Here is a 24,279-nt window from a genome sequence, read left to right as displayed (position 1 = left end):
CAACATTCGACACCATCCCTTTCGGATCGCGGTGTGCTGGTCGAGGCGTGCATACTGTGCGCACCAGTTCATCGATGAAACGGAATGGCCATGACCTCGCACCCCGTCCACCGAGCGCACGGCATCGTGCACCCCGCCTTCACGGTCGGGACGATCGATCCGCGGCTCTTCGGATCGTTCGTGGAGCACCTGGGCCGAGGCGTGTACGGCGGCCTGCTCGATCCTTCGCACGAGAGTGCCGACGCCGACGGATTCCGCACCGACGTCCTCGCGCTCGTCGAGGAGCTCGGGGTCACGACCGTCCGCTACCCGGGCGGTAACTTCGTCTCGGCGTACGACTGGCGCGACGGCATCGGTCCGGTCGAGGACCGTCCCGTCCGGCTCGATCCTGCCTGGCACACCGTCGAGCCGAACCGCTTCGGGGTCGACGAGTTCGTCCGCTGGTGCCGGGCGGCACGCGTCGAGCCGATGATGGCGCTGAACCTCGGGACCGACGGAATCCGCTCGGCCCTGCACCTGCTGGAGTACGCGAACCACCCCGGCGGCACCACTCTCTCGGACGAGCGGCGCGCGAACGGCGCCGACGAGGCGCACGGCATCCGTCTCTGGTGCATCGGCAACGAGATGGACGGGCCGTGGCAGATCGGCCACCTGAGCGCCGACGAGTACGGGCGTCTCGCCGCCCGCACCGCCGCCGCCATGCGCGCACTCGACCCCTGCCTCGAACTGATCGTCTGCGGCAGCTCGAACGACCGGATGGCCACCTTCGGAGCCTGGGAGCAGGAGGTACTGCTGCACACGATCGAGCACGTCGACTTCGTGTCCTGCCACCAGTACTTCCGCTACGACGGCGACCTGGCCGCGTTCCTCGCCTCCGGCGTCGCGATGGATCGCTTCATCACCGCCATCGCCGACACGATCGGACAGGTGCGCGCACAGACGCGATCAGAGCGTCCGATCGCCATCTCCTTCGACGAGTGGAACGTGTGGGACTTCGTCGCCCACGACGAGCGCGTCGCCGGAGGGCTCGAATGGGAGGAGGCGCCCCGACTCCTCGAGGACCGCTACACGGCAGCGGACGCCGTCGTCGTGGGCGACATGCTCATCAGCATGATCAACAGAGCCGACATCGTCCGTGCAGCGAGCATGGCTCAGCTGGTGAACGTCATCGGTCCGATCATGACCGAGCCGGACGGCCCCGCCTGGCGGCAGAGCACCTTCTGGCCGTTCGCCCAGGCACGGCGTTCCGCCGGCGCGACCGCGCTCCGGACCGTCGTCGAGGCGGACAGCACGGGAGAGGGCGAGGACTCCGCTCCCGTCCTCGCCTTCGCCGCAGCGGCACACGCCGACGGCTCCCTCGACCTGATGATCGTCAACCGCGCGACCGACGGCGTCACGGAGACCACGGTCGACCTCACCGCGTTCCCCGCCCTCACCGTGACGGAGGCGCTGATCCTCCGACACGAGGACCCGTTCGCGACAAACTCGGCGGAGCTCCCCGACACCGTCACTCCGCGACTCCTCGCCGTTGCGCTGTCCGACGGCGTCCTCTCGTTCCGGATCCCCGCCATCGCCTGGGTGACCGTGCGCCTCTCGCCGACCGTCGACCTGGGATGATCGGGGAACGCTCATGGGAGGGATGATGCCGATGCCGCGATCGCGAACCCGCCCGGTGACCATGGCCGATGTCGGCGCTGCTGCAGGCGTCACCGCTCGCACGGTCTCCAACGTGCTCAGCGGCAACGCCAACGTCAGACCCGAGACCCGCGATCTCGTCCTCAAGGCAGTCCGCGATCTCGGATACCAACTCAACGTCTCCGCGCGCGGACTGCGCACCGGCCAGACCGGGCTCATCACCCTCGCGATCCCGGATCTCGCGATCGAGTACTTCGGCCAGCTCGCGACGGTCATCATGTCGGAGGCCGAGCGGCACGGCTGGACCGTGATCATCCAGCAGACCGGAGCGCGCCGAGACGCCGAGATCGCCGTCCTCTCCGGCTCCAGCCGCCAGCTGTCGGACGGACTGATCTTCCAGCCTCACGCACTCGGCCCCGGAGACGAGAAAGTACTCGTCGGGGACCGCCCACTCGTTCTCCTGGGCGACAGGATCTTCGACGGCCCGGTCGATCACGTGACCATGGCGAACACAGCCGCCGCGGCCACCGCCACGCAGTACCTGATCGACCGCCAACACCGGCGCATCGCCGCGATCGGCAGCAACCCCGCCGGCGGATCCGTCAGCGCCGCAGCACTCCGCTTGGACGGATACCGCGGTGCTCTCGAGGCGAACGCGATCCCGTTCGACCCCGCCCTCGTCGCGGTCGCCACCGAGTGGCACCACGCCGACGGCGCCGTCGCGATGACGCAGCTGCTCGACTCCCGCGTCCCTCTGGACGCCGTCTTCTGCTTCAACGACACCCTGGCCTTCGGGGCACTGCACGCACTGCACGTTCGCGGCATCCGCGTACCGGAGGACATCGCGGTCGTCGGCTTCGACAACGTCACCGCCGCCGCCTACGCGATACCCTCCCTCACCACGATCGATCCCGGCAGCCGCCAGATCGCCAAGACGGCCGTCGACCTCCTCGCTCAGCGCATCCGGAACGGCCCTCCGGCGCACCCGAGCGAGATCGTCGTCGAGCACTCGCTCATCTCCCGCCGCAGCGCGTAGCACAAGCACATTCGTCAGCGACGAGCCGGTCCGCGCCCGAGAACACGTCTCCGAGCGCACACCGCTCGGCGTGCCCCGTCCACTGACCGACGCCCCACCGGCGCAGCGACCCGGCGCGAGGACTGGCCGGTGACGTCGCGAACGGATCCGTATGGAGAGCAGCACCTTCGCATGCATGTCGAGGTGGCTGGTCCGGTAGCCGTGAGCCTCCGATACGTCGCGCAGGCCGCGCCCGCTCACCCCGCGCCGGAACCGGCCCGGAAGTGAGCAGATTGCCAAGATCGATGCCCTTCGGGGAGGGGCTGGAACCGCTTCTACTAGATCTGAATATCGGTGTCGAACATTCCGACGGGCGGGGTCCTGTAAGGCAACGGTTCGCCCGGCAGGTTCTCGTCTGTCGCTCCCGTGAACGGTCCGTCTGTGGATAGCAGGGCGGCCATGTGTGGTTCGGCGTGGTTGATCCACCAGGCGCTGATCCCGAGTCCTGCGTCGAGGCGGGATGCTTCCCAGCTGCGCCAGAGCGCTTCGATGCGTTGCACGGCCTCATCGACGGTCCACCAGTCGGCGCGCCAGCGTCCGGTTCCCTGACCTTTGGCGGAGACGCGGCGGCGGTACGTGTAGCGCCAGTACTTCCGCAGCCACTCGTCCGCGGATCCGTAGACGAGGGTCGGGGCGGAGTCCTCTTCGAACGAGCGCTGCACGGCCGCTTCGGCGCGGGCCTGCATCAGCTCGACCCGCTCGGGCGTCAGTGCTCGTTCCAAGGCTTCCTTCGTCATCCCGGCGATGATCCCGGTGATGACGTCCGCGACCTCTCTCGCGGCGATCGCGTCGACGTCGAACGCGCCGAGCATCGATGCGGCCGCGGTGTCGCCCTCTCCGTCGACGGCGGCTGAGAGGCCCGCAGCCTCTTGCACGTCTCCGCCCGCGAGCGGATCGTCGTCAGTCACGCTGCGCCTCCGTCCGCGTCGCGTCCTCGTTCTCCATCAGAGCCCGCATCGAGGCGGCGAGGTCGATCGCCGGAGCCGGCTCGACGCTCGCAACGACCGGCTCGGCGCTGGTCACGACCGGCTGCGCGGCCGTCGCTACGACAGGAGCCGGCTCGGCGCCGCGTACCGGCGCGGTCGCGGGGTCGTGGGCGGCGATGGAGGCTTTGATCGCTGCGACCTTCTCCTTCGTGCCCTCGTACCAGGGAACGGTGCGCAGCAGTGCGGCGCGGGAGCCAGTAGAGAGCATCACGGCGCGGCCGCGGGGCATCGCTCCGAGCTCGTCCACGGTCAGGATCCGTTCGCGCTTCAAGGCGGTCGAGGTCGAGCGGACGCCCTTGTTATAGCTGGCGGAGGTCGTTTCGCGGTCGTAGTCACCGACGAGCTCGGAGACGTTCTGCAGGAAGTCGTTCTCCTTGACGCTGCCGAGGTAGAGGAACGCGTTCGATGCGCTCCACAGCTTCAACATGCCCTCCTTGCCCCGTGCCGCTCATCCAGGCGTCGATCCTCCCGCCCGACGGCAGGCGCGCCTAGCCGCGAAGCCCGCGCCTCTGCGGGACGGAGGTGCAGTCATTCCCGCGGCGGGACGGCGCTCGTCACTCCTGTGGTGGAAGCGTGCCCGTCACTCCTGCGCGCCCGTCACTCCTGCGCGGCCGCTGCGAGGGCGCGGTCGAGCCAGTCCGCGAGCAGCAGGCGCTCTGCGGGCGTGAGGCCGGCGAGCTCCGGTGCGAGGGCCCGGACGCCGACGAGGGCTGTGAGCCGCCCGCCGTCGCCGGGGGAGGGCGGGTCGGCGAGGACCCCCGCGAGCACGCTGTCGAGCGCGGCGTCGGCGAGACCGGGGTCGCGGTCGGCGGCGGGGGTGGAGAGCAGGGTGGTGACCACGCCGGTGCCCGCCGCCTGGATGAGGCCGACGGCGCGCTCCTCCGGCACGCGGAGGCGGCCCTCGGCGGCCACGCGCTGCACGCGGGCGGCGAGGACCCGCCGCCCGGAGAGGGCGGCCGGCGATCCGGAGGCGCGGCCCGGATCGCTGAGGAGGCGGAAGAGCGCGGGGTTGGCCAGGCCGAACTCCACCTGCGCGGCCCAGCCCGCGCGCAGGTCCTCGACCGGGTCGACGCCCCCGGCGACGGCCGCCTCGACCGTCCGCGCCTTGGAGTCGACCCAGGTGGCCAGCACGTGCTCCGCGACCGCCTCGAGCAGGCCGTCCTTGTCGCCGAAGAGGCGGTAGATCGCCGGGGCCTGCAGCCCGGCCGCCTGGGCGACCGCTCGCGTGGTGACGGCGGCGGGGCCCTCGTCGCGGAGGAGGCCGGCGGCCGCCTCGACGATGCGCAGGCGCGTGTCGGTCGGAGGAGTGGAGCTGGTCACGTATCGACGCTAGCGCACGGTTGCTATCAAGGGAGTTCCGTGGTTATCTTCGTCGTGGTATCGCTGATACCCCTCATCGGAAGGCTCTCCCCATGATCATCGTGACCGGTGCCACCGGCGCTCTGAACGGCGCCACCGTCGACCACCTCCTCGACTCCGTCCCCGCCTCCGGAATCGCCGTCGTCGCCCGCGACGCCTCGAAGGCCGCCCGCTTCGCGGAGCGCGGAGTGGAGGTGCGCGTCGGCGACTACGCCGACCCCGCCTCCCTCCCGGCCGCCTTCGACGGAGCGGATCAGCTGCTCCTCGTCTCCTCGAGCGATCCGCGGGCCGACGCCGTCGCCCTGCACCGCACCGCCGTCGAGGCGGCCGTCGCGGCCGGAGTCGGACGGGTCCTCTACACGAGCCACCAGGGCGCCGCCGCCGACACCCCCTTCGGCCCGGGCCGGGACCACGCGGCGACCGAGCGCCTGCTCGCCGAGTCCGGACTCGCCTGGACGTCGCTCCGCAACGGCTTCTACGCGCACAGCCTGGGCCTCTTCCTCGGACCGTGGCGGGAGACCGGAGTGATCGAGGTCCCCTCCGACGGCCGCGTCTCGTGGACGGCCCGCGAGGACGAGTCGGAGGCGGCCGCCCGGCTCCTCCTCTCGGGGAGCCCGCACGACGGGCCGGTCACGCTGACCGCGACGGAGGCTCCGACGTTCGAGGAGATCGCCGGGATCGCGGCCGAGGTCGGCGGGCGGCCCGTCGAGCTGCGCGTCCTCGGCGATGACGAGTGGGTCGCCGTGCGCGTCGCGGCGGGTCAGCCCGAGTTCCTCGTGCGCTTCACCCTCGGGATGCACCGGGCGGCCGAGCGCGGCTTCTTCGCGGGCACCGGCCCCGAGCTCGGGCGCCTCCTCGGACGCGAGCCGCGCAGCGTCCGCGACCTGCTCGAAGCCGGGCAGGCAGCCGTCGCCGGATGACGCCGGGCGGGCCGCCCCGGGCCCGCCCGCGTGACGAGGCGCCGCGCCGTCCGTCGAAGCGCGGCCGAGGCGGCGGCGTCTCGGCGTCAGGGCGGTTTCCCGGCTCCCCCCCCGCACGACGACGGGAGCCCGCCGCACCGGTGAGGTGCGACGGGCTCCCGGGGAGTGCCGTGCGTCAGCCGCAGCTGCGCGCGCTGTACGGCGCGGTGGCCGTGGCCGTGACGGTCTTGCCGCCGACAGTGGCCGTGCCGGTGACTGTCGCCTCGCCCGCGGCGAGCTGCGTCGAGCGCACCGTGAACGCGGCGGAGCCGGAGGCGCCCGGCTTCACGCCGGCGATCGTCTTCACGCCCTCGGGGATGCTGATCGAGACGTCCATGGGCACCGTGTCGCCGTTCTTGCCGACGACCGTCAGCACGACCTTGCCGGCGACGCAGCGCGACGTGGCGGTCGCGCTCACCTTCAGCGAGGACTGCACGGTGACCGTGACCTGCACCGGCATGCGCGACGCGTCCTGCGCGACGCCCGAGACCGTGAAGGTCCCGGCCGTGGCGTAGGCGGCGGGCGCGACGGCGTCCCAGGCCACGTCGACCGTGCTGGTGGTGCCGGCGGCGGTCGTGATCGTGGCGCGGGGCAGGACCGGCGCGGTGCCGACCGTGGTCGTCGCGGTCAGCGGAGCGACCGAGGCGACGGCCAGGCCGGGGGCGTAGCCCTCGAGCACCTTCTGGTACTCGGAGCGCGTCACCGGGATGACCGTGCCGTGGCGCGGCTTGCCGCCGTCGGCGTTCTGCGGCAGGCCCGTGCGGAGCTTCGCTCCGAGCGGCTGCCAGGAGTCGCCGTTCGCGAGGTCGTCGGTGCCGAACGGGATGTAGTGGTTCGGCCCGTCGTGGTAGTTCGGCTGGTCGATGAAGAGGAACCAGTCGAGGCCGTTCACGTCGCCCTCGTTGGCGGGGAAGACGTTGGGGCCCTCACCGCTGGTGAAGGTCTTGCCAGGCTCGCCGTTGGGCAGGCCCGAGGCCACCTTCTCCTTGACCAGCGACCACTCGTCCGCCGGTCCGCCGGTGCCGGGCAGCGAGCCCGAGACGGTGGCCAGCAGGTCGGTGCTCTTCTCCTCGCGGAGGGTCATCGACGCCTCGTCCTTGGTGAAGCGGTAGTAGGTGTCGCCGTCCTTCGCGACCGTCGAGTCGATGGTGCCCTTGCCGGCGCCGCGCTTGACGTCGATCCACGGCTTCGCCTCCGAGAAGGAGGTGAAGTCCTCGGTCGTCGCGTACATCATCTGGTTGTAGGTGACGGAGGCGCGATCGGCCGTGTTCGTGGTCGGGTACATGTTCGAGGCCCAGAAGACGACGTAGGTCTGGAGCTCGTCATCCCAGTACGCCTCGGGGGCCCAGGTGTTGCCGGCGAAGTCGGTGGAGACCTTGACGTGGCGCTGGGCGGACCAGTTCACCAGGTCGGTCGACTCCCAGACCTCGATGTACTTCGAGCCCGACTTCTGCGCGGTGTCGAAGCCGCCGGGGAGCCCGTCGATCTTCAGGTCGGTGGCGAGCATGAAGAACTTGTCGCCCTCGTGCGAGCGGATGATGAACGGGTCGCGCAGGCCCATCGTCCCCAGGTTCGAGGTGAAGACCGGCTTGCCGCCGTTCAGCGTGTTCCAGCTCAGCGCGTCGTTGCCCTTCGAGGCGGCGAGGCTGATGCGCTCGGCGCCGTCGCCCTCTCCGGTGAAGAACGCCCAGACGTACGCCTCGGTGTCGTCGGTGCCGGCGGGGAGCGGCTGCACCCGGAGGGTGAAGTCGCGGGTCCGGGTGGTGGATCCGCTGGTCGCGGTCGCGCGGACGACCACGTCGATCGCGGGGCTCCCGGTCGCGGGGCGGTCGACGTCGATGGTGCGGGTGCCGGCGGCGCTGCCGTCGCGGACGGTCGCTCCGCTCGGGCTGACGACGCTCCAGGCGATGCTCGAGCCGAGCGTGCCGGTGGTGGGCACCGAGACGTTCGTCCGGATGTCGCCGACGTTCGGGATGGCGATCGCGGCGAGGTCGCGCTGGACCTTCGTCGCGTCGTCCAGCTGCGCGGCGACGCGCACCGCGTAGTCGACCGAGCGGGTCTCGGTGCCGACCCTGTAGGTGGCGGTGAGGGTGGCGGTGGCGTCCGGCTGCCCCGCGGCGGGGCGCGTGACGGTCGCGGTGCCGCCGGTGATGGCCACGGCCGCGCTGTTCGACGTCCAGGTGATGCCGACGCCGCTGGCGGTGGTGGGCACCGTGAAGCCGGCGGTCGCCTCCGTGGGCACCGTGACCGACGCGACGGCGCGGTCGAGGGCCTGCGAGGAGTAGAGCGCCTGCACGGAGCTGCTGCTGAGGGCGCTGTCGTAGACGGCGAAGTCGTCCATCTCGCCGTTCCAGCCCGGGTCGTTGTAGGTCGAGCGCGCGATGTACGCGACGAGCGACGGGCCGAACGAGGAGACGTCGCGGGCGATCGTGCTCTGCGAGATCTGCGCGCCGTTGACGTACACGGTGAGCTTGCCGGTCGAGCCGTCGATGACGGTCGTGTAGAGCGAGAGGCCCGAGGGGGTGCGCGCGCCGACGGTCGGGGTGCCCGTCGCTCCGGCTCCGACCTCGGTGTTGTAGGGAGCGCCCGCGTTGACCGAGTTGGTGACGACCGACTTGGTGTAGCCGGAGAGGTTGCTCGGGTTGAGCAGCCAGTAGCCGGAGGAGAACGAGGCGCCGGAGGCGACGGGCGCTCCGACGAACGCGGCGGCGACGTTGCCGGTCCCGCCCTTGTGGGCGAGCCAGGTCGAGAAGGTCAGGTCCTTCTTGCCGACGAGGCCGGCGGTGGGGATCTCGAGGTAGGGGGCGGCCGCGGCGGATCCGCCGGGGAGGCTGATGAGCCCGTTGCGGAACTGGGCCCCGGAGCCGCGCAGCGTCGCGCTGTAGCCGTTGCCACTGGTGTCGGCGACCGTGGTGCCGGTGGGGGCGGTGTCGAACGTGTAGTGGAGGAGCGGGGTCTCGGTGGCTCCGAAGGCGGAGCTGGGGACCGTGGCGCCGAGCAGCGCCGTGGCGGCGACGGTCGCGACCGCCAGAGCGGTCCTCACCGCCGATCGTGATCGTCTCATGCAGATAGGCCCTCGTGATCGGGTGCGGCGTCGAGGCACGATCCGCAGGGCGGCGGAGGTGTGCGTCTTCGCACGGAATATGAACGTAACATCCTAGATCGCGGGGCCGGATCCTGACCAGACCCCGGGAGAGGTCTGCGGGCTCGTGCAGAACGCCCGCCGAGAGCGCGGTCCCTCGCCCGCCGACGCACAGGCCCTCCTCTCCGCCGACGTTCTGCAGGAGCCGGCCGGGTGGCACGATGTCCGCATGGCCTCCGACCGCCCCGTCCTGCTCGTCGTCGACGTCGCCGACGGCGGCCGCGAGGATCCCGAGTTCGAGATCGAGCTGCAGCTGCTGACCGCGAGCGTCGTCACGGCCGCCACCGCCGCGGGCTTCGTGGTCGACCGCATCCCTGCCGAGCAGGCCGGCGCCGCCGAGCTCGAGCGCCGGCTCGCCGCCGCCGACGCCGTCGTGGTCACCGGAGGGGAGGACGTCGACCCGTCCCTCTACGGCGGCCGACCCGACGACCCGCACCGCGGCCAGTCCTTCCCCGCCGCCGATCGCGCGCAGATCGCGCTCGTCCGCCGGGCCGTCGAGACGCGGACCCCGCTGGTCGGGATCTGCCGCGGGATGCAGCTGGTCAACGTCGCTCTCGGCGGCGACCTCGTGCAGCACCTGCCCGGCGCGGGTCACGTCGGCCGGTCGGTCCCCGGCGAGCACCTGTCGGGGATGGTCGACCACCGCGTGGCGCTCGAGCCGGGCAGCGCCCTCGCTCGCATCCTCGGCGCCGCCGAGCTCGACGTCCGCAGCTCCCACCACCAGGCCGTCGACCGTCCCGGCGAGGGCCTCGTCGTGGTCGGCCGCGCCGACGACGGCACCGTCGAGGCCCTCGAGCACGAGTCCGCGCCGCTCTGGTGCGTGCAGTGGCACCCGGAGGACGCGGGCTCGCGAGGCACCGTGCTCACGGACCTGCTCGAGGCGGCGCTCGCCGCGACCGCTACTTGATCGACCCGCGCATCACTCCGCTGACCACCCAGCGCTGCGCGAAGAGGTACACGATCAGCAGCGGCGCCATCGCCATCAGGTAGGACGCGAAGGCGACGGTGTAGTTCGTGTTGAACTGCCCCTGGAAGACGTACTCGGCCAGCGGCAGGGTGCGGGCGGACGGGTCCGAGAGCACCACGAGCGGCAGGATGAAGTCGTTCCACGCCCATACGCAGGTCAGGATCCCGACGGTCGCGTTCATCGGGCCGAGCAGCGGGAAGATCACCTGCCAGTAGGTCCGCCAGGTCGAGGCGCCGTCGGTGCGCGCCGCCTCCTCGAGCTCGATGGGGATCGAGCGGATGAAGGCCGTGTAGATGAACGTGTTGATCGAGAGCCCGAACACGGCGTAGAGCAGGATCAGCCCGGCCTGGTTGTCCAGGCCCAGCAGGGCCGTCTCCTTCACCACCGGCAGCATGATGATCGGGAACGGCACGAAGACCGCGGCGAGCAGGTAGAAGTAGACGCCCTTGAAGAACGGCCTGTGCATGTTCCGGGCGACCGCGTAGGCGACCATCGAGTTCGAGAACAGCGTCAGCACGACGGCTCCGACCGTGATCAGCGCGGTGTTCACGAAGGCCTGCGGGAAGCGGGTCGCCGTCCACGCCTCGGCGAAGTTGCCCCACGAGATCGAGGTCGGCAGCTCGAACCCGGTGCCGCCGAGCTGGTCGGGCGTCTTCAGCGCGGTCACGACGGCGAAGTAGAGCGGCAGGAGGATCGTCAGCGAGCAGACCGCGATGAGCGCGGTCGCCCACCAGTTGATCCGGTAGGTGTCGCGGGAGGGCCGGCGCCGCCCCTCGGGCTCGCCGAGGGCGATCGCGGTCGTGGGGGTGATGGTCGATGTCATCAGAACGACGCCTCTCTGCGGCTGAGGACTCGGAACTGGATCAGCGAGACCACGATGATGATGAGGAAGTAGAGGACGGCGTTGGCCGTCTGATAGGCGTACTCGCCGCCCTGGAAGCCGCCGCGGTAGATCAGCAGCGTGATCGACTCCGTCGAGGTGCCGGGACCGCCGTTGGTGAGGGCGATGATGTGGTCGAACACCTGGAGGAAGTTCTTCATCGAGATGACCATGTTGATCGTGAAGAAGGAGGCGATCAGCGGGAACGTGATCGAGGTGAACTGCCGCCACCTCCCCGCTCCGTCGAGCGAGGTCGCCTCGTAGAGCTCGCCCGGGATCGTCTGGAGTCCGGCGAGGTAGATGATGATCGAGAAGGCCGAGGCCTGCCAGACCGCCAGCACCACGATCGCCACCCACGCCCAGTCGGCGTTCGCGAGGATGTTCTCGCCGATCACCGGGATCGCGCCGAGGATCTGCGGCAGCGAGTTCGCGAAGAGGTACTGGAACACGTAGCCGATGACCAGGGTCGAGAGCACGTAGGGGATGAAGTAGATCCCGCGGAACGCCGTCTGGAACTTGATCCGCGCGTTGAGGGCGACGGCGATGGCGAGCGAGATCACGTTCACCAGCACGGTCGCCACGATCGCGAAGCCGAAGGTGAACCCGTAGGCCTTCCAGACGCGGTCGTCCTGGAGGAGCGCGAGGTAGTTCGAGGCGCCGATCAGGTCCCAGGAGCCGTAGCCCGCGTAGTCCGTGAAGCTGAAGAAGATTCCGGTGAGGACCGGGACCGTGTGGAGCACGAAGAAGAGCAGGACGGCGGGGACCGTCATCCAGTAGAAGGTCTTCGAGGTGCGCCCGATGGTGCGCTTGCGGCGCGCGGGCGGCGGAGGAGTGGTCGCCACCGCCTGCGCGGCGGCCGTCGTGGTCGTGGTCATGGGGTCACTTCCTGGTCGTGCGTGCCGCGACTTTGCGCCACTCACTGTCGAGGGTCCGGAGCGCCGCGTCGGCGTCCCCGCTGGCGAGGAACGCCTGGAGCGTGGGGTTGAGCGGGATGCTCGCGGGGATCTGGTGGTCGACGAAGCCGATCAGCCGTCCCTGCTCGAAGTAGGGCTGCAGCTCGGCCAGCGTGGGGTCCGAGTTGGGTGCGGCGCCGACCAGCGGCGAGAAGGCGGCCTGGCTCTCGACGTACGGCTCGACGACTCCGGGGGTCAGCAGGAAGTCGACGAAGCGGCGGGCCGCGTCGAGCTTCGGAGTGCCGCGGCCGATGGCGACGGCCACGTCGACGCCCGAGGTGACCCGCGTGTCCGCGGGGTCGTCGAGCACCGGGTAGGGGAAGACGCCGAGATCGATGTCGGGGTTGTTCGTGCGCACCGGGTTGATCGCCCAGATGCCCTGCGGGTACATGGCCGCCTCGCCCGCGGCGAAGGCCTGGTTGCCGTCGTCGTAGCCGCGGCCGAACGAGCCCTCCTGCGTGTACGAGAAGAGCTGCCCGAGCCGCTCCATCGTCGTCGCGTAGTCCTTCGTGAACGAGACGGGGGAGTCGGGGCCGAGTGCCGCTCCCTCCTCGCGCATCGCGTCGAAGAAGCCGTCCGGCTGCAGCTGCCCGCCGAGCGCGTTGAAGGCGGGGGCGCCGGTCCAGTTGTCGAGCAGGGCGCCGTAGAAGGGAGTGATCCCTGCGGCGGTGAGCGTCTCGCAGACGGCGATCAGCTCGTCCCAGGTGGTCGGCACCTCGATCCCGTTCTCGGCGAAGATCGTGCGGTTGTAGAGGATCCCGTCCGCGTTGTTCGCGAAGGCGAGCGCGTTCACCTCGTTCCCCTCGAAGCTGCCGAGGGCGGCGAGGATGTCGAGGGCCGCCGGGTTCACCCGCTCGACGAGCTCGTCGCCGGTGAAGTCGTGGAACACGCCGGCCTTCGCGAGGTCGGCGTAGTAGCCGCTGCCGTTCAGGGTCAGCACGTCCGGCACCTTGTCCTTGACGAGCAGGGTGCGGATGGCCGTGTCGGGGTCGGGCACGTTGTTGGCGACGACCCGGATGTCCGGGTTGGCCGCCTCGAACTCGCGGATGATCCGCGCGAAGTCCTCCACCGCCTCCGCCTTGAACTGGAAGAAGTCGAGCGTGGTCACTCCGTCGCCGGCGCCGGGGGAGGCGCAGGAGGCGAGGGCGGCGGCGGACGCCGCGGCGAGCGGCACCGAGAGGAACAGCCGCCGGGAGAACCCGGGGGGATGCGGATGAGCGGACATGCGGCGCCTCCTTGCGCGTGGGGACAGGTCTCAGGGCGCGCTCGACCGCGGAGGGCGGTGCGAGAGCAGGTGCGGCGGCGGGGGAGCGGGGTCGGCTCCGGCGCCGGGAGGGCGGGTCAGAGGGCGGTGAGCACGAGCACGACGAGCTGCTCCGGATCGAGGACGGGGGCCTGGAGCCCGACGGTGCCCAGCACGCGGCCGCGGAGCGCGGTCCCGTGCTCGGCCCAGCCGAGCGGCGACTGCCCGGGGCCGCCGAGCGGCGACGTGACCGGGGCGAGCGCCACGGAGTAGGTGCGCTCCGGATCCAGGCCCGGGAGCGTGATCCGGCCGGGCGGGTAGGTCTCGCCGGTGCGCAGCTGGGCGAAGGTGAAGAGGGCGGCGGAGCGGTCGGCGGCGACGACTCCGGAGAGCGAGGCGGCGTCGTCGGCGAGGTCGGCGCGCACGACCGTCCCGGTGTGCAGCAGCGCCCGGTGCTCGCGGTGGAAGGCGACCCAGGCGGTCAGCTCCTCCTCGACGGCGGGGGCGAGATCCGAGACGTCCCACTCGATGCCGAGGTGGCCGGGCAGCGCGGTGCCGGCGCGGAAGGCGAGCGAGTGGGTGCGCTGCGTCGAGTGCGACCGCGGCCCTCCGATGTGCTGCCCCATCAGCTCGGGCGGCACCACCAGCTGGGTGAAGGGCTGGATGGTCTGCCGCTCGAGCGGGTCGATGCAGTCGCTCGTCCAGATGCGATCGGTGCGGGCGAGGATCCCGAGGTCGACGCGGGCGCCCCCGGAGGCGCACGACTCGATCTCGACGCCGGGATGCCGGGAGCGCAGCTCGTCGAGCAGGCGGTAGAGCGCGAGCACGTTCTCATGGACGGCGGAGCGACCGGTGGCGGGCGAGACCGCCTCGATCACGTCGCGGTTGTGGTCCCACTTGAGGTACGCGATCGGGTACTCGATCAGCAGCGCGTCGAGGGCGTCGAGCACGTGCTCGAACGCGCCGCGCTGCGAGAGGTCGAGCACCTGCTGCTGCCGCCCCGAGGCCGGGAGATGGCCGGCAGGGCCGAGGATCCACTCCGGGTGCGCGCGGGCCAGGTCGGAGTCGGGGCTGATCATCTCGGGCTCCACCCAGAGGCCGAACTGCATGCCCAGGCCGGTGACGACGTCCGTCAGCGGGGTGAGGCCCTCCGGCCAGACCGCGGGATCGACCATCCAGTCGCCGAGCGCGGCGGTGTCGTCGCGGCGGCCGAGGAACCAGCCGTCGTCGAGCACGAAGCGCTCGACCCCGATCCGCGCGGCCCGCTCGGCGAGGGCGGTGAGGCGAGCGAGGTCGTGGTCGAAGTAGACGGCCTCCCAGGTGTTCAGGGTGACGGGCCTCGGAGTGACGGGGTGCTGCGGGCGGGCGCGGAGCGACGCGTGGAACCGGGCCTGCAGAGCGCTGAGCCCGTCGCCCCAGGAGCCGTAGGCGACCGGGGTCTCGTAGCTCTCGCCCTGCGCGAGCTCGATCTCGGCGGGCCGCAGCAGCTCGCCGGCCGCGAGGAGCGAGACGCCCTCGACGGTGCGCTCGGCGCGGAGCGAGGTGTCGCCGCTCCAGCCGAGGTGGACGCCGTGCACGAGCCCGCGCTCCCAGCCGAAGCCGGGCGTGCCCGCGGCGAGGAGGAGGGTCGCGTCGGCGCCGGGGCGGCCGCGGCGGGTGCGGCGGGTGTGCTCGCCGATGGTCAGCGGGCGGCGCTGCGGGTGGCGCTCGCGGAGGTGGTGGCCGGTGGTGTCGAGGATCTCGCGCGCGGTCGCGGGGAGCGGGAAGCCGAGCTCGAAGCGCTCGAGGCGGAACGGGCGGGCGTCGAGGTTCTCGACCCGGGCGCGCTGGGTGAGCAGGCCGGCCGCGTCGACCTCGAGGTCCACGGTCAGGCGCACGCCCGCGCCGGTGGCGACGGTCCGGAGGGCGGAGCCGAGCGCCTCGATGCTCTCGACCTCGAACCGCTCCGACGCGGCCGCGCGCTCGTGGGTGCCCTCGAAGGTGGGGGCGTGCTGCCAGCCGTCGGCCTCGACGGCGACGAGCCCGAACGGCGCGAAGGCGTCGAGCCCGCCCGAGACGCGCTGGGGGAGGGCGGCGTCTGCCAGGGCGGATAGTTCGGCGGCGGAAAGATCTCCGAGCGCGGCGCCCCAGTGCACGATAGTGGGGAAGGTGACGAGGCGGGCGTCGACGACGACGCTGGTGCCCCCGTCCTGCAAGTGGAAGAGGCGCGATTCCCGGCCGGAGAGGGTCACGGAGTCGTTCGTGGGGGCGATGCTGCGGTGCATGGCTTATTTCTAGAGCAGAAGTAATAGGGGTGTCAAGAGCGGCAGGAGTGGCCGGATCCGTTCCTGGTTCGGCGCAGTGCCGGTAGCTTTCTACCAGGCCGGAAAGAAGGAGCCCCGTGACCGACACCATCGTCGCCGAGGACGCCTCCGGGAGCTCCTCCGAGCTCCTGGCGCGCGAGGTCCTGATCCACGGTCCCGTCTCGCGGGCCGAGCTCGGCCGCCGCCTCGGCCTCTCGCCCGCCAGCCTGACCCGGCTCGCGCGCCCGTTCCTCGACGGCGGCCTGGTCGTCGAGGGCCCCGAGCAGAGCACCGGAGTCGGCCGCCCCGCCCGCCCGCTCGACATCCGCGCCGACGCGCTGAGCTTCGCGGGCGTGAAGATCACCGGCACCGAGGTCCTCGCCGTCCGCACCGACCTGCGCGCGCGGACCGAGCGGGAGCTGGTCCGCCCGCTGCCGGGCACGGAGCCCGCCGACGTGATCGCCGCGATCGTCTCGGTCGTCGACGAGCTCGGCGGCCCCTCCGCCTTCGCCGGCCTGGGCGTGACGCTCGGCGGGAGCATCGCCGCCGACGGCCGGGTGAGCCGCGCGCCGTTCCTCGGCTGGCGCGACGTCGACCTCGCCGCTCCGCTCTCCGCCGCCCTCGGGCTGCCGGTCGCCCTCGAGAACGACGTGGTCGCGCTCACGGGCGCCGAGCACTGGTTCGGGCGCGGCCGCGGCATCCCGCACTTCGCGGTGCTCACGGTCGGCGCGGGCGTCGGCTACGGACTGGTGGTGCACGACCGGGTGGTCGCGCCCCCGGAGGCGGGGCTCGGCCTGGGCGGCCACTACCCGCTGGATCCCACCGGCCCCGTCTGCGAGGTCGGCCACCGCGGCTGCTCGACCGCGATGCTCAGCCTGCCCTCGCTCCTCCGCCAGCTCTTCGTCGCCACCGGCCGCGAGCTGACCCTGGCCGAGGGCTTCGCCGCCGCTCGCGCGGGCGACCCCGGTGCCGAGCGCATCCTCGCCGACTCCGGCAACGCGCTCGGGACGATGATCGCCGCGATCGGCAACCTCTCGATGTCCGGCACGGTGATCCTGGCCGGGGAGGGTGTCGCCCTCTACTCGGAGCAGGCCGCGGTGGTGGACGCCGCGATCGCGGCCACGCGCGACCCGGACGCTCCGCCCCTGGCGCTGCTCGTCGACGACGGCGGGCTCGTGGAGTGGGCGCGCGGCGCGGCGGCCGTCGCGATCCAGCGGCTGCTGCCGCGGATGGCGCTCGGGACGCTGGGGTAGCGGGGCTCTGCGGCGCGCGGGCGCTCGGGGTGCCGGGCTGGCGGGTCTTCGCGCCCAGTGGGCCGTCGGCACGCTCGCCCGGCGGATCTCAGCGCCGCGCGGAGGCTCGGGATGTCGGCCCGGCGGGTGTCCGCTCCGGACGGGTGCCGGGACGCCGGCCTCGCGGGCTAGGCGCCGAGCGCCGAGCCGGGCAGGTCGCGCTGCAGGCCGTCGACCATCCGGCCGAACGCCGCGATCGCCTGGTCGTCGCCGAGACGGCCGGAGTCGACTCCTCCGGCGATGCGCAGGACCTCGGCCCGGCGCTCCGCCCGCTCCACCGCGTCGAGCCCGGAGGCCCCGATCGCTGCGGATGCGCGCACTCGCGCGACGATCGTGCCGACGTGCCATCTGCCGCGTGCCATCTGTCTCCTCCTGAAGTCCCCGCCCTTCTTCGGAGCGGACGCACACCCGGATGGGTGCGCGTCCCCGCGTCCTCACCCCCTGTCGCTCCGGCGATGCGTCACGAACGGTCGTCATCCGCCCGCCGTGGCGACCGTTCGTGACGCATCGATCGAGCTGGGGAGGCGGAGCGCCCGCTCGCGGAGAGGGGTCCGGGGCGCCAGAATGACGGCGAGCGGAGGGAGGCACGATGCGACGCCTCCGCGCCCTCGCCGCCGCGCTGCTCCTCCTGCCCGCCCTCGCGGCCTGCGCGCCGGGAGGCGCGACGGGCGCCCCGAGCGGCACCGCGGCGGCCACCGTGGCTGCGACCACCGCCACCCCGTCTCAGGCCACCCCCGACCCGGCCCGCTCCTCCGCCCCGTCCGCCCCGGCTCCCGGGGTCACCGTCTCCGTCCAGCAGAACCGCTCCGACATCGCCGGCGGCACCATGGCCTTCGAGGTCCACAACGGCAGCGGCGCCCTGATCGAGGTCACCGCGGCCCGCCTCACGGACCCGCGCCTCGCCGTCCCGCTCACCTGGACCGGCGGCACGGGCGTCCCCGACGGGACCTCGCGCGACCTCCGCGTCGACGTGCCCGAGCCCGCCTGCCCGGTCGCGGAGGCGCCCACTGCGCTCGAGGTCGTCCTCGCCATCGACGGCCACGGCGAGCACGCGTACCCCGCCGACGACCCGTTCTCGTTCGTCGATGCGCTCGCCCGGTCCGGCTGCTTCGCCCGCACCGTCGACGCCGACCTCGCCCTGCGGATCGACACGTCCGGAGGCGCCGCGCACGAGCCGGCGCGCCTCACCATCACCGCCGACGTCCGGGGCACCCCCCTCGTGCTCCGCAGCGTCGACGCCACGATCCTGCTGCAGCCGCCCGACGCCGCCGACGCCTGGACCCTCGACCGCTCCGTGCCCGCCGGGACCCTCGACTCCGTGGTCCTGGACGCCGTCCCCACCCGCTGCGACACCCACGCGCTCGCCGAGGACAAGGTCGGCACGCGCCTGCCGGTCACCGTCGAGACCGCGGGCCGGCAGGGCACCGTCGTCGTCGCCGCGACCCCCGAGCAGAAGGGCGAGCTCTACGCGTTCATCACCGCGTACTGCGCGTCCTGAGCGGGGAGGCGGGGGTCCGGGGGCGCGGACGTCGGCGCCGCGGACGCGTCTCGCCGTCCACCTCGGCCGTCACTCGCCGCCGCTCGCCCGCATCGGCAGGTTGCGCCGTCGGCCGCGCCGAGCCGGTCCCGCCCGCCGTGGGACGAGCCCGGCCTGCCCCGCCCGCCGTGGGACGAGCCCAGCCTGCGCCGCCCGGTGGCTCGGCTCAGCCCACTCGACTCAGCTCAGCCCGGTTCAGCCAGCACCCCGCTCCATTGCGCGCGCCCCAGCCGCGCCCGTCCGCTTCACGCCGGCGCCGTGCTCAGCGCCTGCAGCCCCGTCACCCGCAGCAGGTCGAGCCGCGCCTCGTCCTCGCTGCCCGGCGCCACCGTGTAGACGACGATCCGCAGGTCGGTGCCCGGAGCCGTGAGCACGTCGCAGTCGATCGTGATCGGTCCGACGGGCGTCCGCGTCACCGTCTTCCGGCTCGCGCGGTGCTCGGCGATGCGCGCCTCCGCCCAGCGCCGCTCGAACTCGGGCGACTCCTCCCGCAGCCGGGCGACGAGGGCGGCGAGCGCCGGATCGCGCGGGTAGCGTCCGGTCGCCGCGCGCAGGTCGGCCGCGAGGTCGGTCGCGAAGTCCTCCTCGTGCTGCGCGTCGAACTCGGTGCCGGCGTGGCCGGAGGTGAAGTGCCGCCAGACGAGGTTCCGCTCCAGCCCGGTGTACACCGAGGGGTCGCCGTTCAGGGCGGCCCAGAGCGGGTTCCACAGCAGGATGTCGTGGGCCGCCGTGAACACCGCGAGCGGCACGTCGCCCAGGCGGTCGACGATCCGCTGCACGCCCGGGCTCACGTGCTGCGGCACGACGCCCGGCGAGGGGACGGCGGCACCGGCGACCCGGTAGAGGTGGTCGCGCTCGCTGTCCGTGAGCCGGAGCGCGACCGCGAGCGAGCGGAGCATCGACAGCGACGGGTTCCGCGCGCGTCCCTGCTCGAGCCGCACCAGGTAGTCGACGCTCACTCCCGAGAGCGCCGCCAGCTCCTCGCGGCGCAGGCCCGTGGCGCGGCGGCCCGAGCCCGCGGGCAGGCCGACGTCGGCGGGACGGATGCGGTCGCGCCACGAGCGCAGCACCGTGGCGAACTCCTCCATGCCGCCCATCCTCCTCCGCCCGCCGTCGCCGAGCCAGGTACTGACGGTCCCCCCGTCGAGCGCGGCCTGGTCGAGGCCCGACGACCCGCGCAGGATGGGCGCATGACCACGACACTCATCACCGGAGCGAACCGCTCCCTCGGCCTCGAGACCGCCCGCCGACTCCTCGAGGCGGGCCACACCGTCTACGCCGGCATGCGCGACACCGCCGACGGCGACGCCGCCCGCGCGCTCGGCGCCCACCCCGTCCGCCTCGACGTCACCGATCAGGCGAGCGTCGACTCCGCGATCGCCTCCCTGCCCGGGCTCGACGTGCTCGTCAACAACGCCGGAGTGCTGGGCACCTCGTTCGGCGTCGACGACCTCACCCCGGAGGCGATGGCGGGCGTCCTCGAGACGAACGTCGTCGGCATCGTCCGCGTCACACAGGCCGCGCTCCCGCTGCTGCGGGCCTCCGCGGCCCCGGTCGTCGTGAACGTGGCGTCCGGAGTCGGCTGGCCGCGCTGGCTGAGCACCGAGGGCCACGACGAGTTCCCCGTCACCGCGATCCCCTACGCGGCATCGAAGGCGGCGGTCGTCGCGCTCACCGTGCAGTACGCGAAGAACCTGCCGGCGATGCGGATCAACGCGAGCGACCCCGGCTACACCGCGACCGACTTCAACGGACACGGCGGGCACCAGACCGTCACCGAGGGCACGGACGCGACCGTCGCGCTCGCCCTGCTCGGCTCCGACGGGCCGACGGGCGAGTTCCACGACCGGCGCGGGCGCATCGAGTACTGAGCGGTGGGGCGGGCGGGCGCGGCCGGGCGGAGGTGGCCGGACGCCGGCCCGGACCCGGCGGGCGTCCACGTGTCCGTTCGAGGAGCCGCAGCCCCGAGCCCGGCGTGCGCCCACGCGCCCGATCGGGAAGGTCCCGGCCCGACCCGGCGAGCGTCCGCGCACGCCAGAGACGCGGTGAGGTCCCCGAACCCGCCCTCGGCGCACCGGCCAGCACATGGTGATGAGGTGTCCTGTCTGCGCGGTCACCGGTCCTCGGTGCTGGGCTGTGAGTGACGGCCGGAGCCGGGACGCTGCCCACCGCGTGACAGAGGGCCGGATGAACCGCCGGCCCGACGGTGCGTGCTCGCTCCGGTGCGCCTACCGACTCACCGCGTCTCGTGTCAGCTCTGCAGCTCGACCCCCCAGTTCGTCCTCTGGACGTCGGCGTCGAGCCCGCGCAGCTCGCGCGCCACGGCGTCCGCCTGCTCGCGCAGCTCCCGCACCGGCAGCGCGGGCAGGCGGCGCAGCTCGCTCCGGAGCTGGCGGTAGCCGCGCTCGCCGGCGGCCGCGTCGGCCGCGCGGGTCAGGAGGCTGTGCCGGGCGCGCAGGGCCTCGCGCCGGGCGAGCGCCGCGGTCAGCACCTCTCCGGTGGGAGTGGTCGCCGTCGCGTTGGTGAGGTTGATCGCCGTGACCAGCCGCTCGAGCTCGCCCAGTGCGCGCGTGCAATCGGCGAGCAGCTCGGCCGGGTCCTCGGTCGGCTCCTCTCCCTCCTGGTAGGAGGCGTTCGCGACGATCCGCGACTGGAGGGCCTCGATCCGCTTCTGCAGGTCGGCCCGCTCGAGGAGTGCTTCGGCGAGAGTCATGCGACCAGGCAAGCACACATCGACGCGACCCGCGCCCCTAGGCTGCGACCGTGCCGCTGCAGAACCATCCCGGAGACGTCGAGTTCCCCGTCCGACCCCGGCTGCGCTACGCGCGGGCGGCCGATGCGCACCGGCGCGGTCAGGGCGCCGGACGCCGCGCGCTCCTGGTGACCGCCTTCGCGGCTCCGGTGGGCCTGGTCGGCTTCGCGTGGGGGCTCGCGCTCGGCGGCGGCGAGAGCGTCGCGTTCACGGCGTTCGCGTTCGCTCTGGCCTTCGGGCTGCTCGCCGCCACGGTCGGCTTCCAGCAGTGGGATGCGCGCGCGCCGCGCCGCGAGCAGCTCGCGTACCTCGGCGCGGCCGGCTCGCCGACCCCGTCCCTCCGCCAGCAGCAGCTGCTCGCGCTCGACGCGGTCAGCGACTTCTCGTTCGCCGGCTGGAACTCCTCCCTCGCGTTCCAGCCCTCCTGGGCCGAGCTCCCGGAGGAGCTGCGGCGCCGATACGCCGACGGAGCGAAAGGAGCGCCCTGGCAGCAGCTGTCGCTGCATCCGCTCGTCGAGCACCGGGTCGCGCTCGACCGCGACTTCCGCATCGCCTCGGCCGACGACGTCGAGCTGCTGGTCGCCGACGTGCTCACCCGCGGGCCGCTCTCGACCCGCTTCGCCGAGGTCTCGGCCTCCGGCGACGCCGAGCGGATGCGCTCCCGGGTCGCCGCGCTCACGGGCGGCAGCGAGTTCCACCTCCTCGAGCTCGCTCAGGCGGTCGACGGGCGTCCGCCGCTGCTCCTGCTCGCGGGCGACGCCGAGCGCACGATCGGCGCGATCCGCTACGCCTACGTCGCCGGCTACCTCCCGGCGGCGCGGGCCTGGGAGCTGCTGGCCGCGGTCGGCGACCGCGTCTTCGAGCGCTACTCCGGCTGGGACGCCTACTGGGCCGACGCGGCCCTCGCCATCGCCTTCCGCACCGACTCGCTCGGCGCAGTGCAGCACCACCACCGTCTGCGCGCGGAGCTCGCGGCCTCGGGGTGGCCGGCGGCGTCGGTGCCGTACCCGGGCTGAGCGCGGGGCGACTGCGGAGACGGTGCGACCGAGCTGGAGCGTCCGGATGGGAGGCGTGCGCCCGCGCGGTGACCTCCCTCGCCCACGGGGCTGTCGACGCGGAGAGCGCTGCGGCCCCGGGGTCAGCCCAGCTTCGAGGCGGGCACCGTCTCGAGGTGGAGCAGGTCGCGGCGCAGGCGCTGCGAGCGGACGTAGCTGCTCAGCACGTGCCCGGGCGAGGGCGGGGAGTCGCTCCCGCCGAGGAGGGCGCGCGCGGTCGTGAGGCGTGCGCGGCGGATCTCGTCGAACACGGTGGTGCCGTTCCGCGCGAAGGTGCGCTGCAGCGTCCGCTTCGGGACGCCGAGGCGCTCGCAGATCTCCTGGACCGAGAGGCGGGGGTCGGTGGACATCGCGGCGATCAGGGCGAGGGCGCGCGTGTAGACGTCCTCGCTGCTCTCGCGCGGCAGCGAGGTCGCCAGCACAGCGCCCGCCAGCTGCTCGACGGCGGCCCGCACCAGGGGGAAGGCGGGGGAGTCGGCGTCGAGGGTGGAGCCGAAGGTCGCGTTGACGGTCGAGAGCAGGATGCCGCGGCTGGCCGCGTCGGCCTCGGTGACGACGGCTCCGCGGTCGGCCGAGTCGACCAGGCCCAGCAGCGGGCGGTCGAGGGCGATCTCGGTGCGGGCGCTCGGGGTGTCGGTCACGATTGTGAACGGGGAGTCGCAGTGGAGGAAGGCGATGTCGCCCGGCGCGACGCGGACCTCGAGTGCCGCCGGATCGTCCGGCTGGATCACGATCGCGCCCTCGAGCGGGATGATCAGGCGGACGCCCGGTCCGATGGCGGAGGTGCGGTGCAGGCGGGCCGGCGAGTGCCAGATCCGGAGCACGTCGACGCCGTCGCTGCAGAGGGTGTCGGCCACGATGCGGAACGCGCCGTTCGCGCGGACGTCGACGCCGCTCTGGGCCAGCCACGCGGCCGCCGCGGTGTCCCGGCGGGACACTCCGCGATCGACGATCGGTCGGCTGCCTTCTGCGATTCCCCTCACGGCGGAGTCCTTTCCTCTGGCGCGTCCTCCGTACGACGCGATCCCTCTACCCTGGCCGATCCGGGCCGGTGGTGAGAAGTCTTCATGCGATCGCATCGTCGCTCATCTCCACCGCAAGGTGTCGGATCCCGCCATCGGGGGGCGGAACCTGACCTCCGGGGTGCGCCTCGGATCGACGTGGATCTCGAGCGCGGCGACGTCGGTGAAGGGCCGGTCGTCGCTCGTGCGGCCCCGCAGCACGATGGAGTGGCGGAGCGTCCGCGGTGCCCGCAGGGGCGCGATCGTGTAGTGCGCGACGGCCACGAATCCCGCTCCCGGGGCGACCCGCTCGGGCCGGCCGACGACGGTGACCGGGGCCTCGTCGTAGTCGAGCTCGACGCCCGAGCCGTCGGTGAAGGAGCCGCAGAACAGGGCGAGGTCGTGCAGGGCGGCGGTGCCGGAGTTGTGGAACTGCATCCAGAAGGTGATCACGGCGACGGAGCCGCACGCGGGCGCGAGCCGCACCGCGCTGCCGTCGAGGACGAGGTGCGGAGGCGCATCGAGCGTCGGAGCTCCGAGCATCAGCCGCGCCGCCTGACGCCCGCCGCCGGTGCGGCCGCCGGTTCCGCTGCGCTTCCCGCCAGCTGCAGGAGGCCGCACGCGGCGACCACTCCGACGAGGGCGGCCGCCCAGCTCAGGTCCTGCTGGTCGAACTCCCGGACGTGCGCCGGGACGCCCGCGAATCCGAGGATCCCCTGGGCCGCGGCGACGGTGGCGAAGGCGAGCAGCGCGGCCGTGGCGGCGACCGCGGCCGGAGCGGGCGGGTCGCCCTCCGAGTCCTGGGCGAAGCGGCGGACGGCGTGCGCGAGGGCGAGTGCGCAGAGGGCTGCGGCGACGAGGGCGGCCGCGGTGTAGGCGGGGCCGGCGGCCAGCAGGAGGAGGGCGCCGACGACGACCCGCAGGCAGGCCGGGAGGACGCCGGGAGCGCTGCATCCGCGCGCGCCCGGGCCTCCGCCGAGGGCCGCGGCGCGGGCGCGGGACTCCTCGAGGCGCCTCCGGACGCCATGAGGACCAGCGGCGCGGAGCAGGGCGGTCGCGCCCGAGGCGAGCAGCGCGACGCCGACGAGCAGGGGGAAGACGAGGGCGGCCGCGGTGTAGGCGGGGCCGGCGGCCAGCAGGAGGAGGGCGCCGACGACGACC

The 24,279-nt window shown here is 73.0% G+C and carries 22 protein-coding genes; 8 read left to right on the top strand and 14 right to left on the bottom strand.

Annotation, left to right across the window (positions count from 1 at the left end; all coding sequences use genetic code 11):
• The first annotated feature begins 90 nt into the window (after positions 1-90).
• Together C5B93_RS04215 and C5B93_RS04210 are read left to right on the top strand one after the other, a co-directional pair.
• A complete protein-coding gene (locus C5B93_RS04215; RefSeq protein WP_104291970.1) occupies positions 91-1,617 on the top strand; it encodes an alpha-N-arabinofuranosidase in 1,527 nt (508 codons plus the stop codon).
• Between the two features lie 31 nt (positions 1,618-1,648).
• A complete protein-coding gene (locus C5B93_RS04210; RefSeq protein ID WP_104291969.1) occupies positions 1,649-2,671 on the top strand; it encodes a LacI family DNA-binding transcriptional regulator in 1,023 nt (340 codons plus the stop codon).
• A gap of 317 nt (positions 2,672-2,988) precedes the next feature.
• Here the strand turns inward: C5B93_RS04210 and C5B93_RS17455 are convergent, their stop codons facing one another.
• From C5B93_RS17455 to C5B93_RS04195, 3 genes are all read right to left on the bottom strand, one after another.
• Complete coding sequence (locus tag C5B93_RS17455) at positions 2,989-3,618, bottom strand: DUF4913 domain-containing protein (protein WP_219814019.1); 630 nt, start codon at positions 3,616-3,618, stop codon at positions 2,989-2,991.
• Positions 3,611-4,123 (bottom strand): TraM recognition domain-containing protein, encoded by a 513-nt coding sequence (locus C5B93_RS04200; RefSeq protein ID WP_104260520.1) that lies wholly within the window; start codon positions 4,121-4,123, stop codon positions 3,611-3,613. Before C5B93_RS04200 ends, C5B93_RS17455 begins: the two co-directional genes overlap by 8 nt.
• 170 nt (positions 4,124-4,293) lie before the next feature.
• Complete coding sequence (locus tag C5B93_RS04195) at positions 4,294-5,016, bottom strand: TetR/AcrR family transcriptional regulator (protein WP_104291871.1); 723 nt, start codon at positions 5,014-5,016, stop codon at positions 4,294-4,296.
• Positions 5,017-5,108: 92 nt separating this feature from the next.
• Here C5B93_RS04195 and C5B93_RS04190 point away from each other — a divergent pair, with 92 nt between their 5' ends.
• The gene (locus tag C5B93_RS04190) at positions 5,109-5,975 is read left to right on the top strand and encodes an NAD(P)H-binding protein (RefSeq protein ID WP_104291870.1); all 867 of its coding nucleotides are present in this window, start codon (positions 5,109-5,111) and stop codon (positions 5,973-5,975) included.
• A 175-nt stretch (positions 5,976-6,150) separates the two neighbouring features.
• Here the strand turns inward: C5B93_RS04190 and C5B93_RS04185 are convergent, their stop codons facing one another.
• The gene (locus C5B93_RS04185; protein ID WP_181068324.1) at positions 6,151-9,057 is read right to left on the bottom strand and encodes an immunoglobulin-like domain-containing protein; all 2,907 of its coding nucleotides are present in this window, start codon (positions 9,055-9,057) and stop codon (positions 6,151-6,153) included.
• Positions 9,058-9,325: 268 nt separating this feature from the next.
• On the opposite strand from C5B93_RS04185, the gene C5B93_RS04180 reads away from it, so the two are divergent.
• Entirely contained in the window at positions 9,326-10,063 is a 738-nt protein-coding gene (locus C5B93_RS04180; protein ID WP_146078435.1) for a gamma-glutamyl-gamma-aminobutyrate hydrolase family protein, read from the top strand.
• On the opposite strand, the gene C5B93_RS04175 is transcribed toward C5B93_RS04180, so the two are convergent.
• The 4 genes from C5B93_RS04175 to C5B93_RS04160 all read right to left on the bottom strand — a co-directional run bounded on the left by C5B93_RS04175 (position 10,056) and on the right by C5B93_RS04160 (position 15,463).
• Positions 10,056-10,946, bottom strand: a complete 891-nt coding sequence (locus tag C5B93_RS04175) for a carbohydrate ABC transporter permease (protein ID WP_347877594.1) — start codon at positions 10,944-10,946, stop codon at positions 10,056-10,058. The genes C5B93_RS04180 and C5B93_RS04175 overlap by 8 nt on opposite strands.
• On the bottom strand, positions 10,946-11,878 hold the full coding sequence (locus C5B93_RS04170; protein ID WP_104225874.1) for a carbohydrate ABC transporter permease: 933 nt from the start codon (positions 11,876-11,878) through the stop codon (positions 10,946-10,948). Before C5B93_RS04170 ends, C5B93_RS04175 begins: the two co-directional genes overlap by 1 nt.
• 4 nt (positions 11,879-11,882) lie before the next feature.
• Entirely contained in the window at positions 11,883-13,181 is a 1,299-nt protein-coding gene (locus C5B93_RS04165) for an ABC transporter substrate-binding protein (RefSeq protein ID WP_104291867.1), read from the bottom strand.
• A 116-nt stretch (positions 13,182-13,297) separates the two neighbouring features.
• A complete protein-coding gene (locus C5B93_RS04160; RefSeq protein WP_104291866.1) occupies positions 13,298-15,463 on the bottom strand; it encodes an alpha-galactosidase in 2,166 nt (721 codons plus the stop codon).
• 116 nt (positions 15,464-15,579) lie between these two features.
• On the opposite strand from C5B93_RS04160, the gene C5B93_RS04155 reads away from it, so the two are divergent.
• The gene (locus C5B93_RS04155) at positions 15,580-16,734 is read left to right on the top strand and encodes an ROK family transcriptional regulator (RefSeq protein WP_104291865.1); all 1,155 of its coding nucleotides are present in this window, start codon (positions 15,580-15,582) and stop codon (positions 16,732-16,734) included.
• Positions 16,735-16,901: 167 nt separating this feature from the next.
• Here C5B93_RS04155 and C5B93_RS04150 read toward each other — a convergent pair whose 3' ends face one another.
• Positions 16,902-17,135 (bottom strand): hypothetical protein, encoded by a 234-nt coding sequence (locus C5B93_RS04150; RefSeq protein WP_104291864.1) that lies wholly within the window; start codon positions 17,133-17,135, stop codon positions 16,902-16,904.
• A 227-nt stretch (positions 17,136-17,362) separates the two neighbouring features.
• On the opposite strand from C5B93_RS04150, the gene C5B93_RS04145 reads away from it, so the two are divergent.
• The gene (locus C5B93_RS04145) at positions 17,363-18,271 is read left to right on the top strand and encodes a hypothetical protein (protein ID WP_104250466.1); all 909 of its coding nucleotides are present in this window, start codon (positions 17,363-17,365) and stop codon (positions 18,269-18,271) included.
• A gap of 284 nt (positions 18,272-18,555) precedes the next feature.
• Here the strand turns inward: C5B93_RS04145 and C5B93_RS04140 are convergent, their stop codons facing one another.
• On the bottom strand, positions 18,556-19,398 hold the full coding sequence (locus C5B93_RS04140) for a helix-turn-helix transcriptional regulator (RefSeq protein WP_104291863.1): 843 nt from the start codon (positions 19,396-19,398) through the stop codon (positions 18,556-18,558).
• 102 nt (positions 19,399-19,500) lie between these two features.
• Between C5B93_RS04140 and C5B93_RS04135 the strand changes: the two genes are divergently transcribed.
• Positions 19,501-20,181 carry an SDR family NAD(P)-dependent oxidoreductase gene (locus C5B93_RS04135; RefSeq protein WP_104227483.1) on the top strand — a complete coding sequence of 227 codons (681 nt, stop codon included), beginning with the start codon at positions 19,501-19,503 and terminating at the stop codon, positions 20,179-20,181.
• Between the two features lie 380 nt (positions 20,182-20,561).
• Here C5B93_RS04135 and C5B93_RS04130 read toward each other — a convergent pair whose 3' ends face one another.
• The gene (locus C5B93_RS04130) at positions 20,562-21,023 is read right to left on the bottom strand and encodes a DIP1984 family protein (protein ID WP_104224023.1); all 462 of its coding nucleotides are present in this window, start codon (positions 21,021-21,023) and stop codon (positions 20,562-20,564) included.
• A 50-nt stretch (positions 21,024-21,073) separates the two neighbouring features.
• On the opposite strand from C5B93_RS04130, the gene C5B93_RS04125 reads away from it, so the two are divergent.
• Entirely contained in the window at positions 21,074-22,078 is a 1,005-nt protein-coding gene (locus tag C5B93_RS04125; RefSeq protein ID WP_104250464.1) for a DUF1266 domain-containing protein, read from the top strand.
• 122 nt (positions 22,079-22,200) lie between these two features.
• On the opposite strand, the gene C5B93_RS04120 is transcribed toward C5B93_RS04125, so the two are convergent.
• The 3 genes from C5B93_RS04120 to C5B93_RS17450 all read right to left on the bottom strand — a co-directional run.
• Positions 22,201-23,100, bottom strand: a complete 900-nt coding sequence (locus tag C5B93_RS04120) for a helix-turn-helix domain-containing protein (protein WP_181068323.1) — start codon at positions 23,098-23,100, stop codon at positions 22,201-22,203.
• Between the two features lie 102 nt (positions 23,101-23,202).
• On the bottom strand, positions 23,203-23,661 hold the full coding sequence (locus tag C5B93_RS04115) for a hypothetical protein (RefSeq protein ID WP_104250462.1): 459 nt from the start codon (positions 23,659-23,661) through the stop codon (positions 23,203-23,205).
• The coding region (locus C5B93_RS17450; RefSeq protein WP_219814018.1) for a hypothetical protein at positions 23,661-24,279 on the bottom strand (619 nt) is incomplete at its 5' end. The genes C5B93_RS04115 and C5B93_RS17450, both read right to left, overlap by 1 nt.

The organism is Rathayibacter sp. AY1A2, from assembly GCF_002930935.1.
In the GTDB taxonomy this organism is placed as follows: domain Bacteria; phylum Actinomycetota; class Actinomycetes; order Actinomycetales; family Microbacteriaceae; genus Rathayibacter.
Note: the sequence above shows the minus strand (reverse complement) of the source record. Positions and strands in the feature narration are given on the sequence as shown.

Coding starts and splice junctions, on each gene's coding strand:
- C5B93_RS04145 (WP_104250466.1), top strand. CDS start 17,363: ATGCGACGCCTCCGCGCCCTCGCCGCCGCGCTGCTCCTCCTGCCCGCC.
- C5B93_RS04135 (WP_104227483.1), top strand. CDS start 19,501: ATGACCACGACACTCATCACCGGAGCGAACCGCTCCCTCGGCCTCGAG.
- C5B93_RS04215 (WP_104291970.1), top strand. CDS start 91: ATGACCTCGCACCCCGTCCACCGAGCGCACGGCATCGTGCACCCCGCC.
- C5B93_RS04180 (WP_146078435.1), top strand. CDS start 9,326: ATGGCCTCCGACCGCCCCGTCCTGCTCGTCGTCGACGTCGCCGACGGC.
- C5B93_RS04140 (WP_104291863.1), bottom strand. CDS start 19,398: ATGGAGGAGTTCGCCACGGTGCTGCGCTCGTGGCGCGACCGCATCCGT.
- C5B93_RS04200 (WP_104260520.1), bottom strand. CDS start 4,123: ATGTTGAAGCTGTGGAGCGCATCGAACGCGTTCCTCTACCTCGGCAGC.
- C5B93_RS04210 (WP_104291969.1), top strand. CDS start 1,649: ATGCCGCGATCGCGAACCCGCCCGGTGACCATGGCCGATGTCGGCGCT.
- C5B93_RS04165 (WP_104291867.1), bottom strand. CDS start 13,181: ATGTCCGCTCATCCGCATCCCCCCGGGTTCTCCCGGCGGCTGTTCCTC.
- C5B93_RS04150 (WP_104291864.1), bottom strand. CDS start 17,135: ATGGCACGCGGCAGATGGCACGTCGGCACGATCGTCGCGCGAGTGCGC.
- C5B93_RS04160 (WP_104291866.1), bottom strand. CDS start 15,463: ATGCACCGCAGCATCGCCCCCACGAACGACTCCGTGACCCTCTCCGGC.
- C5B93_RS04170 (WP_104225874.1), bottom strand. CDS start 11,878: ATGACCACGACCACGACGGCCGCCGCGCAGGCGGTGGCGACCACTCCT.
- C5B93_RS04130 (WP_104224023.1), bottom strand. CDS start 21,023: ATGACTCTCGCCGAAGCACTCCTCGAGCGGGCCGACCTGCAGAAGCGG.
- C5B93_RS04190 (WP_104291870.1), top strand. CDS start 5,109: ATGATCATCGTGACCGGTGCCACCGGCGCTCTGAACGGCGCCACCGTC.
- C5B93_RS04175 (WP_347877594.1), bottom strand. CDS start 10,946: ATGACATCGACCATCACCCCCACGACCGCGATCGCCCTCGGCGAGCCC.
- C5B93_RS04115 (WP_104250462.1), bottom strand. CDS start 23,661: ATGCTCGGAGCTCCGACGCTCGATGCGCCTCCGCACCTCGTCCTCGAC.